The following is a 9566-nucleotide window of genomic DNA, read 5'->3' as shown; positions in this document are numbered from 1 at the left end:
GCCAACGGCCGGAATACCGGTTGCATCAATCACAACGTCAATCAGGTCATTATTGAGAATGAGGTCTGCATTATCCGTTACCGCAATCTTATGGGCTTCGAGTGCGAGACTCAGATCAGAGCCCGATTTGATTTCACGGGCATGGCCTTGTTCGCCATAGGCGATCTCGGCGGCTTTCAAGGCACGCGCAGGATTGGTTTCCGAAATCGCACCGATTTCAATGCCCGGCATATGCGCGACACGGGTCACAATATCTGTTCCCATTTCGCCGCAGCCGATCAGGCCGATACGAATAGGTTTGCCGGTATCGGCACGGGCTTGCATATCACGAGCCAGACCTGTGAGCGCTACATTGGTGGGCATGAATAGTCCTCCGCGTTTATTGTTTTGCGGGCGATAAACCCGCCTGATATTGACACGTATTAAAAATTAGATTGGATTTCAATCTATAAGGGCATGACAGAGCAGGAGTTGTAAGAGTGTTGGATAGCGTGAAAAAGCCTGAATGGGATCTCGTTATTTTTGATTGTGACGGCGTATTGGTCGATAGCGAGCCGCTGGCTGCGCTGGCTTATCATAATGTCTATGCCCGCCATGATATGCCTATTCCCGATGGCACGGTAGCCAAAGGTGTGGGGATGAAACAGGCCGATATTATCCGTCTGATCGGCGATTTGACAGGGCATTATTTGCCGGAAGCAGCACAGGGCGAGCTTTGGCCGGAAACGCATCGTGTTTTCGCAGAAGCCTTGCAGCCTTGTGATGGCATTGCCGGTGTGCTGGAGCGCCTGAAGACCCGCAGCTGTGTTGCCTCGTCCTCTTCGCCGGAGCGGATTGCCTTTAGTCTGGATAAAACCGGTCTGGTCAATGCTTTCGATGGCGCTTTGTATTCGTCCACTATGGTAAAGCGTGGCAAGCCTGCACCGGACTTGTTCCTGTTTGCCGCAGAGAAATTCGGTGCTGATCCGGCACGCTGCGTTGTGTTCGAGGATTCACCCTTCGGTGTCGAAGGTGCGGTTGCCGCAGGCATGACAGCAATCGGTTATACCGGTGGCGGACATACTTATGCGGGACATAGGCAAAAGCTTTTGGAAAAAGGTGCAAAAGCGGTTTATAGCAGCTGGAAAGACATAGAGAATAATATTCTCTGAAAGTGCGAATCCATCATAAAGGTCTATAGCAATGAAAGATGCGATTACTCTGGATCAGCTGCGTGAAGCAATCGGTACAGAAATCGGCTGCTCCGAGTGGCGTGTGGTCACACAGGATATGATCAACCAGTTTGCGGATGCAACGGATGATCATCAGTTTATTCATGTGGATCCGGTGCGTGCGGCAGAAACACCTTTCGGCGGCACGATTGCTCATGGTTTTCTGACGATTTCATTGCTTTCGACTTTGGCGTTTGAAGCGCTACCGATGCTGCAGGGCGCAACGATGGGCATTAATTACGGCTTTGACAGTGTGCGTTTCATGTCGCCGGTGAAAACCGGTACCCGTGTGCGTGCCCGTTTCAAACTGGCTGATGCCGATATCCGTCCTTCCGGTCGTGTGGTCAATCATTATGACGTGACACTGGAAGTGGAAGGACTGGTCAAGCCGGCTTTGACTGCACGGTGGTTGACCATCGCTGTTGTTCCTCCGCAAGAATAATAAAAAAGCCCGCTTTTAGCGGGCTTTTTTGTTGCTGATGTCTTCAAGCGGTGCAGGCTGATCGGGGTAATCGGTCAGCAACTCTTTGAGTGCAAAGGGCCCATGCAGGAACATGCCGATATCATAGGCGTTTTTCTTCTGGCTGCCGGAAATAAACAGCAAATGCATTTTGAAGAAATTGCCCTTGGCCTGTTTGTAGCGGGCAGGGGAGTGAATGTGTTTGAACCGGATATGGCTGATCAGCGGTGGATTGCCTGTTTGAATCTTCAGCGCCTTGGCAGGCTCTGAATTGTAAAAATGGATGATATCTGTCAGTGCCTGAAACTCTGCCCAGAAAACCGGACTGTCATTGAGCAGCACGCGTACATCTTCCCGCAGGGTTTTGGCGCGTGGGTGCAGAGCAATCATCAGCAGGCAGGAACCGGCAGCAAGCAAAGAGACCGGCTGTTTACGCAGGAGTTCCGGCTCAGTGCGCCAGACTTCAGCCAGTGCTTCTATCGCCGGTACTGTGCCGAGGCTGTGTCCCATGATGATGACTTCATCGGCATCACTACTGCGCAGCTTTTCTGCGAGCATCTGCGCGAAAGCATGTTTACGTTGGCGCAGGCTGACACTCTTATCATAAATTCGGTCATAGGCGGCTGACCAGTCGTCGAGCAGATAGGAGATGAAGAGTTTTTCATCGAGTGCCCGTATCAGTCCGTAGCAAATGCCAAGCGCCAGCGGTAACGACCAGAGCATATGCAGTGGTGACAAACCGGCTAGTACCGGTGCTGCTGTGATGCCAAGCGTTAAGGCCAGCATGGCCAGCACCATCAGAAACGGCCACATGAAAAACATGACAAAGCGCCAGCTGGTGCGGGCGTAACGCCATAAAGTGCCGGTGAAGAGAATGTTCAGAAAAGCGCGACTGCCGGTGAACAAGCGGTGTGGCAGGGAACGCGCTGCATATTCATCGAAAATATCTGCGGTGCCGAACTGACAAAACGCGCTTTGCGTTTCCCAGTTTTCACCTTTGGCGGTCACCAGCATGGTGCCGCTGCCGTTGGCAGTGTCCAGCATTGGCGATATTGCGGTTTTTGTGCCCCAGAGCTTGTCAAAATCGCTCATGACCTTGCGATGACGCACGCGCACTGCTTTAGGGTGCAGTCCTTCATAACCTGTGAAATTGATGATGAGGCGTTTTTGAATGGTCATGAAAATGGTGCTTGTCAAAACAGAAGAGGGCAATGCGGCGCAAAAGATGCTTTAGAGCGGCCTGCTGTAAATGAACAATCACATTAAAGCTATTGATGTTTGCTCAAATAAAAGCACCGCGTCTCAGGGGAGACGCGGTGCTATAAGATGGAATTATGACAGTTTCAGGACGTTGAGAGAACCGGCTTAAACAGCCGCATCCAGTGCCCCTTCGCTCAGCAAGCCGAAAACATAGGTGCCGAAGGAGCGCCAGCATTCCAGTCGGAATTCTGTTTCTGAGAGACGCCATAGTACAATCTCAGCTTTGCCGAAGATAGTGCGGGAAGCTGCGCCGACGGGAAATGCCGATAGCGACAAGTCCTGCGGACAACCGGCATTGATGGTTGCCTCTGCGCCTTCGCCGGAAATGATGATGCCGATATTGCGGTGAGACACATCGGTGGCGGCGTGCAGCGTTTCAACGCCTTGCAGATCTGCGAAAGGTGATTGTCCGCCGGTATCGATCACCAGCCATTCATCAGGCCCCAGCCACAGCGCCGAGCGTTTGCCTTTGGTGGCGCTGTGTTTTGGTTTCTGCGGCAGGGTGACGCCAAGGGCTTTGGACAGGGCTGCAACATCATTGGCACGGGCGCGCAGTGAAATGCGCTCTGCCGGTTCTGCCGGAGTGATTTGCACCGAACCGTTACTGGCACGACGGTTGCCCAGAACAGTGACGCGCTGTGCTTTTTCTTCGGAATTAGACATGCAGGCGCTCTCCCTTTTCGTCAATAAAGACGGGGCCGGTTACTTCAACTTCAATCACACGATCCAACATCGGCACGAACAGAGTTTTGCCATGCAGATTAAATCCGTCATGCACTACAGCCATCGCAATGGAGCGTCCGAGATTGGACGACCAGTAAGAGGAGGTGACGTGACCGAGCATTTTCATTGGCTTCGGCTGGTTCGGATCGGCAACGATCTGCGCGCCTTCATCCAGCACTGTGTTCGGGTTCTTGGTCAACAACCCGACCAGTTGTTTGCGGCCTTCGGCCACCAGATCAGGGCGGCGCATACCACGGATACCAACAAAGTCGGTTTTCTTTTTCGAGACTGCCCAGCCGACCGCTGCATCATGCGGCGTCAGAGTACCGTCCGTATCCTGACCGACAATGATATAGCCTTTTTCGGCGCGAAGAACGTGCATGGTTTCCGTGCCATAGAGGCACGCGCCCATAGACTTTGCACGTTCCCACACTTGTTCCAGCACGGACTGGCCGTAATCGGCAGGGACGTTGATTTCAAAGCCCAGCTCGCCGGTAAAGGACATGCGGAACAGACGGGTAGGCACGCCGCAGAATGTACCTTCAGCCACGCTCATATGCGGGAAGGCTTCGTTGGAAATATCAATGCCTTCAACAAATGGCGCAATGATCTCACGGGCTTTCGGCCCCTGAACGGCAATCACCGCCCATTGCTCTGTGGCTGATGTCAGCCAGACATTGAGATGCGGGAACTCGGTCTGGAGATAATCCTCCATATGGTTGAGAACACGCGGTGCGCCGCCGGTTGTGGTGGTAACGTGGAAGCGGTCATGTGCCATGCGGCCGACGACACCATCATCCATCACGAAACCGTCTTCACCGGTCATGATACCATAGCGGCAACGACCCGGTTTCAGTGTATCCCACGCGTTTGTATACATCAGATTGAGGAACTCAGCCGCATCGGGGCCGACAACCTCGATCTTGCCCAAGGTGGAGGCATCAAAAATACCGGCCACTTCGCGCACGGTTTTGCACTCGCGGGAAACCGCATCATGCATGGTTTCACCGGCCTGCGGATAATACCATGCGCGTTTCCAGTTGCCGACATCCTCATAGACTGCACCGTTTTTCTCTTCAAACTGATGCAGGGCTGTCTGGCGTGCCGGATCAAACAGATGATCACGCGAGGAATTGATCAGCGTGCCGAAAGTCACCGGCGTATAGGGCTGGCGGAAGGTGGTAAGGCCTACCTGCGGGATCGGCTTGTTGAGCGCTTCCGAAGCAATCGCCAGTCCGTGCATATTGGACATTTTGCCCTGATCGGATGCCATGCCGTTGGTGGTGAAGCGTTTGATATGCTCGATAGAGTGCATGCCTTCGCGCACGGCATTGCGGATATCCTTGGCGCAGACATCGTGCTGGAAGTCGATAAAGGCTTTCACATTGCTGTCGGGGCCTGCACCGGCCGTCGCGCCGACCATGCCACCGCTCCAGCTATAGGCTGTGGTACCGTTGATGCTGGCTGTGCCATTGGCTTTGCCGCCGGTTGCAATACCGGCAGAGGTGCCTGCCGCAATGGCTTCATCAATGGTTGCCTGCAGATCATCCGTCCCATTACAGGTGCCGATACTGACAGAAGGCTGCGCATAGATATCAGGCAGGAAGCGCTGATGTGCATCATCAAAACGCAGCTTGCCGCGCGATTGCGAGAATAAATGCACGGATGGTGTCCAGCCGGAGGAGGTAATCAGCGCATCAATTGTGTATTTGCGGCCTGATTTTGCGCCATTGGTAGCAACCGTCATGGATTTGACCCGTAGTTTTCCGCCAACGGTCAGCACACAATGATTGGTCAGTACCGGAATATTCAACCGGCGGGCTTCTGCCAGCACCGCTTCCCCCGGATGGGCGCGGGCATCGACAATCACCGGAATATCAACGCCTGCATTTTTCAGATCAAAGGCGGCTTCATAGGCGCTGTCATGACTAGTGAAAACGCCGACATGCGAGCCGACAGCCACACCGAAATGATTGAGATAAGTGCGGGCAGCCGAGGCCAGCATCACACCCGGACGGTCATTATTGGCAAAGACCATATGGCGTTCAATAGAGCCATTGGCGAGAATCACGCGCTTGGCACGCACCTGCCACAGGCGCTCACGGGCGGTGTTTTTCTCCGGCAGCGCGATGTGATCGCTGACACGTTCGGCCAAAGCCACGAAATTATGGTTGTAATAGCCGAAAGCCGTGGTGCGGGTGAGTACGCGCACATTCGGCATTGCATTGAGTTCAACCGCTGTCGCCTGCGCCCACGCAAAACCATCTTGCCCGTCGATCTTGGTGCCGTTTTCATGGTGCAGGGCACCGCCAACCTCAGGCTGTTCATCGCAGAGAATGACTTTGGCTCCGGTGCGGGCAGCAGCCAGAGCTGCGCTTAAGCCTGCTACACCTGCGCCGACAACCAGTACGTCGCAATGCTCATAGCGGCCTGCATAGCGGTCAGGATCGGGTTCTGTTGGTGTTACACCAAGACCAGCAGCGCGACGAATAATCGGCTCGTAGACCTTCTCCCACGCTTTTCTCGGCCACATAAAGGTCTTGTAATAGAAGCCTGCACCGAAGAAAGGCGAGAACAGATCATTCACTGCGCCAATGTCGAAAGACAGCGACGGCCAGCGATTTTGCGATTCTGAGTGCATGCCGTCGAAGACTTCCTGCACGGTTGCACGCACATTCGGCTGGCGATGGGCTTTGTCGCGGGAAATATCCAGCAGTGCATTCGGCTCTTCCGGCCCTGCGGACAAAAAGCCGCGCGGACGGTGATATTTGAATGAGCGCCCGATTAGGTGAATATCATGGGCAAGCAGCGCAGAAGCGACAGTATCACCTGTCAGTGCCGTATAGGTCTTGCCGTCAAAGGTGAAGCGTGCGGTTTTCGCCGGTGTCAGACGGCCTTTGCCAGTAATGCGTTTTGAGCCGCTCATTTACCACTCTCCTTGGCCGCAACACTGTTCGTCTGTGTGAGTTTACTGAGATCCGGTTTCGGCTCTCCGGCTTTATAGGTGAGCAGAAACCTGTCGCTCACCGTGTCGCGTGCGGCATTGAAGAAGCGACCGCAGCCGTGAATATGCCGCCAGCGTTCAAAGATCACGCCTTTGGGATTGTCGCGCCAATAGAGAAACTCAACGAATTCTTCGTCACTGAGTTCGGTTATATTGGTCGGACGGGCAATATGAGCATCATGAGCATGACGGAATTCCAGCTCTGAGCGGTCTTCGCCGCAATAAGGGCAATGGATCAAAAGCATGATAATTATCCTTAGTGGGCTACAGCGGCGGCGGCGGCTTCGTCGATCAGGCGGCCGGTGCGGAAGCGATCCAGCGTGAAGCCTGCGGCCAGCGGGTGCGGCTCACCACGGGCAATCAGATGGGCGAACAGATGGGCGGAACCCGGTGTTGCCTTGAAACCGCCGGTGCCCCAGCCTGCATTGACGAACAAGTTCGGCACAGGCGTTTTGCTCTGGATCGGCGCACGATCGACAGTGTTGTCAGTCACACCACCCCATTGGCGCATCATTTTTACGCGGCGGAACATCGGGAACAATTCGCAGATCGCATCCAGCGTATGGGTGATGATCTGCAAGCCGCCGGTCTGGGAGTAGGAATTATACTGATCGGTGCCAGCGCCGATCACGAACTCGCCCTTGTCGGACTGGGAGATATAGGCATGCACCGCATTGGACATGACCACGCATGGAACAATCGGCTTCATCGGTTCAGAAACAAGCGCCTGCAACGGGGAGCTTTGCAGCGGCACGCGTACATCAGCCATATTCATGATGACCGAGGAGTGGCCGGAGGCGGAGACGCCGATTTTTTTGGCGCCGATAAAGCCGCGATTGGTTTCAACACCGCTGACACTGCCGTCTGCATTGCGACGGATGCCAAGGACTTCGCAATTCTGGATAATATGCACACCACGGTCGGAAGCCGCGCGGGCATAGCCCCACGCCACCGCGTCGTGACGGGCAACGCCGCCGCGACGCTGAAGTGCTGCGCCATTGATCGGATAGCGGGAATTTTGTGAAATATTCAGCGGCGGGCAATAGGCCTTGGCTTGCTCCGGTGTTAGCCATTCATTGTCGATGCCATAAAGACGGTTGGCATTGATGTGGCGGCTGAAGGATTGCTTGTCATGGATATTGTGCGACAGCATCAGCACGCCACGCGGTGAGAACATGACGTTGTAATTGAGGTCTTGCGACAGACCTTCCCACATCTTGAGCGAATGCTCATAGATATTCATGCTCTCTTCATAGAGATAGTTCGAGCGGATGATTGTGGTGTTGCGGCCGGTATTGCCGCCGCCGATCCAGCCTTTTTCCAGTACTGCAATATTGGTGATGCCGTGTTCTTTGGCCAGATAATAGGCGGCACCCAGACCGTGGCCGCCGCCGCCGACAATAATCACGTCATAGTGAGCGCGCGGCTCAGGCGAAGCCCATTGCGGCTCCCAGCCTTTATTACCGCGCAGTGCTTCACGGGCAACTGCAAATACTGAAAACTTACGCATAATGTCCCCTTATCTGGGCGCGGAAGATTTTTCCGCCTGTTGGTTTAAAGATAAACCATATGCCGACACCAACTTTGCCATTTTGCGACGGGTTTTGGCGTATCATGCGGTTTTTGTTTGCTGAAAAACGACAGAAACATCTCCGCATGATCATCGGATAGCTGCATGAAGGACTCACTTTGTTCTGCTGCTGCGGGATACATAAAAATGACAGAGAATCTGTGTAAAATGCCGGATGAAATTTTCACTTGTCGTTCAAAAACGATGCAGCTCCCGCACAGAAAAATACAAATAAAACGTGATTTTTACGGTTAAAACTGTAATAATGAGGTTGATAAGGCCTGATAGGGCGCTGTGTTACGGATTCTGTGTGGACAATTACGCCGGAGACTGTTAAACGGCACTCGAATTTGCATCGGAAGGCCGTTGCGAAGTCTTAAGATTTCCAGCCATCAGACGGCTCCCTAGCGGAACTGCCAGACTGAGTTGTCTTTGAGGCTCACCGATGCCTTCAGGCTAAACTGAAAATCTAACTGAAACGGAACGGGATTACACGTGCAGGTACTCGTACGCGATAATAATGTTGATCAGGCTCTCCGCGCTCTTAAGAAAAAGATGCAGCGTGAAGGTATTTTCCGCGAAATGAAAATGCGCGGTCATTATGAAAAGCCATCTGAAAAGCGCGCTCGCGAAAAGGCAGAAGCCGTTCGTCGCGCCCGTAAGCTGGCTCGTAAGCGCGCACAGCGTGAAGGTCTGGTAGGCGGCGGTCGCGTAGCGGCTCGTTAATTAGCCGGTCGCTCAGCGACCAGTTAACTAGTTTGCTGCTTGGCGGCCAGTTAATTGCAGGTCGCGTAGAGCGGCTCGCTAAGTCTGCCGGTTACGCACCCGATGGTTGTGTAGCCTCAGATCAGATATACTGATTTAGCTTGCGCATGATCTCACGATCGTGCGTTTTGCTTTATATACGGTTCTGTTTTTATACAGGCTTTGCGGGCAGATCATACGATCTGATGGAATGTAAAGCTTTATTGTAAAAGTTGAACGTGCAGATATGTTTGCATCGCTGAAAAACAGTTTTAAGGTGGGGTGAGTATTCACTGCCGCCTTTTTCTGTGTGGCGCAATCATAGCTGTTTGATTAAGGGCGGGTTACCGCCTTCGCGGAAAATCACTCCACCGGATTGATGACTTATCCCGCTGTGATCTGCTTACGACTGCGCTACACGAAAAGACAGAGTGGGTATTCAGGGCTGGAACGTGTTGCGTCTATCGCACCCGCGGCTCGATCTAACTCTATATTGCCGTATGCCGTGACTGTTCCCTTAGGTCATTTATACGCACGAAATGCTTTAACCTGAGCGGTAACGCTCTGACCTGCTGTAATTAATGATATGCAGTT

Annotated in this window: 8 protein-coding genes and 1 pseudogene; 3 read left to right on the top strand and 6 right to left on the bottom strand. The window is 53.4% G+C overall.

The features are described 5' to 3' along the window. Positions 1-363 (bottom strand): annotated as a pseudogene (locus P8H26_RS11995) (homoserine dehydrogenase); the annotation flags it as partial. A gap of 119 nt (positions 364-482) precedes the next feature. On the opposite strand from P8H26_RS11995, the gene P8H26_RS11990 reads away from it, so the two are divergent. Both P8H26_RS11990 and P8H26_RS11985 read left to right on the top strand, forming a co-directional pair. Beyond that, positions 483-1151: an HAD family phosphatase gene (locus P8H26_RS11990; protein ID WP_289633269.1), complete on the top strand. Its 669-nt coding sequence runs from the start codon at positions 483-485 to the stop codon at positions 1149-1151. Positions 1152-1182: 31 nt separating this feature from the next. Continuing rightward, positions 1183-1653 (top strand): MaoC family dehydratase, encoded by a 471-nt coding sequence (locus P8H26_RS11985; RefSeq protein WP_289633260.1) that lies wholly within the window; start codon positions 1183-1185, stop codon positions 1651-1653. Between the two features lie 15 nt (positions 1654-1668). Here the strand turns inward: P8H26_RS11985 and P8H26_RS11980 are convergent, their stop codons facing one another. The 5 genes from P8H26_RS11980 to P8H26_RS11960 form a co-directional block, all read right to left on the bottom strand. Further along, positions 1669-2850, bottom strand: coding sequence for an alpha/beta hydrolase (locus P8H26_RS11980; protein ID WP_289633259.1), 1182 nt, complete (start codon positions 2848-2850; stop codon positions 1669-1671). Positions 2851-3036: 186 nt separating this feature from the next. Further along, positions 3037-3594, bottom strand: a complete 558-nt coding sequence (locus tag P8H26_RS11975; RefSeq protein ID WP_289633258.1) for a sarcosine oxidase subunit gamma — start codon at positions 3592-3594, stop codon at positions 3037-3039. Continuing rightward, the gene (locus P8H26_RS11970) at positions 3587-6580 is read right to left on the bottom strand and encodes a sarcosine oxidase subunit alpha (protein WP_289633257.1); all 2994 of its coding nucleotides are present in this window, start codon (positions 6578-6580) and stop codon (positions 3587-3589) included. Before P8H26_RS11970 ends, P8H26_RS11975 begins: the two co-directional genes overlap by 8 nt. Further along, positions 6577-6903, bottom strand: coding sequence for a sarcosine oxidase subunit delta (locus P8H26_RS11965; RefSeq protein ID WP_289633256.1), 327 nt, complete (start codon positions 6901-6903; stop codon positions 6577-6579). Before P8H26_RS11965 ends, P8H26_RS11970 begins: the two co-directional genes overlap by 4 nt. 11 nt (positions 6904-6914) lie before the next feature. Continuing rightward, complete coding sequence (locus P8H26_RS11960; protein WP_289633255.1) at positions 6915-8168, bottom strand: sarcosine oxidase subunit beta family protein; 1254 nt, start codon at positions 8166-8168, stop codon at positions 6915-6917. Between the two features lie 555 nt (positions 8169-8723). On the opposite strand from P8H26_RS11960, the gene rpsU reads away from it, so the two are divergent. Then, the gene (rpsU, locus tag P8H26_RS11955) at positions 8724-8954 is read left to right on the top strand and encodes a 30S ribosomal protein S21 (protein WP_022712514.1); all 231 of its coding nucleotides are present in this window, start codon (positions 8724-8726) and stop codon (positions 8952-8954) included. The last annotated feature ends 612 nt before the right edge of the window (positions 8955-9566 follow it).

This window comes from Pseudochrobactrum sp. sp1633 (assembly GCF_030376605.1).
Classification (GTDB): domain Bacteria; phylum Pseudomonadota; class Alphaproteobacteria; order Rhizobiales; family Rhizobiaceae; genus Pseudochrobactrum.
The sequence above is the reverse complement of the archived record's forward strand: the minus strand, read 5'-3'. Positions and strand labels throughout refer to the sequence as shown.

What these genes read in the sequence shown, in the direction of transcription:
- P8H26_RS11985 (WP_289633260.1), top strand. Translation starts at nt 1,183, where the DNA reads ATGAAAGATGCGATTACTCTGGATCAGCTGCGTGAAGCAATCGGTACA.
- P8H26_RS11980 (WP_289633259.1), bottom strand. Translation starts at nt 2,850, where the DNA reads ATGACCATTCAAAAACGCCTCATCATCAATTTCACAGGTTATGAAGGA.
- P8H26_RS11975 (WP_289633258.1), bottom strand. Translation starts at nt 3,594, where the DNA reads ATGTCTAATTCCGAAGAAAAAGCACAGCGCGTCACTGTTCTGGGCAAC.
- P8H26_RS11970 (WP_289633257.1), bottom strand. Translation starts at nt 6,580, where the DNA reads ATGAGCGGCTCAAAACGCATTACTGGCAAAGGCCGTCTGACACCGGCG.
- P8H26_RS11965 (WP_289633256.1), bottom strand. Translation starts at nt 6,903, where the DNA reads ATGCTTTTGATCCATTGCCCTTATTGCGGCGAAGACCGCTCAGAGCTG.
- P8H26_RS11960 (WP_289633255.1), bottom strand. Translation starts at nt 8,168, where the DNA reads ATGCGTAAGTTTTCAGTATTTGCAGTTGCCCGTGAAGCACTGCGCGGT.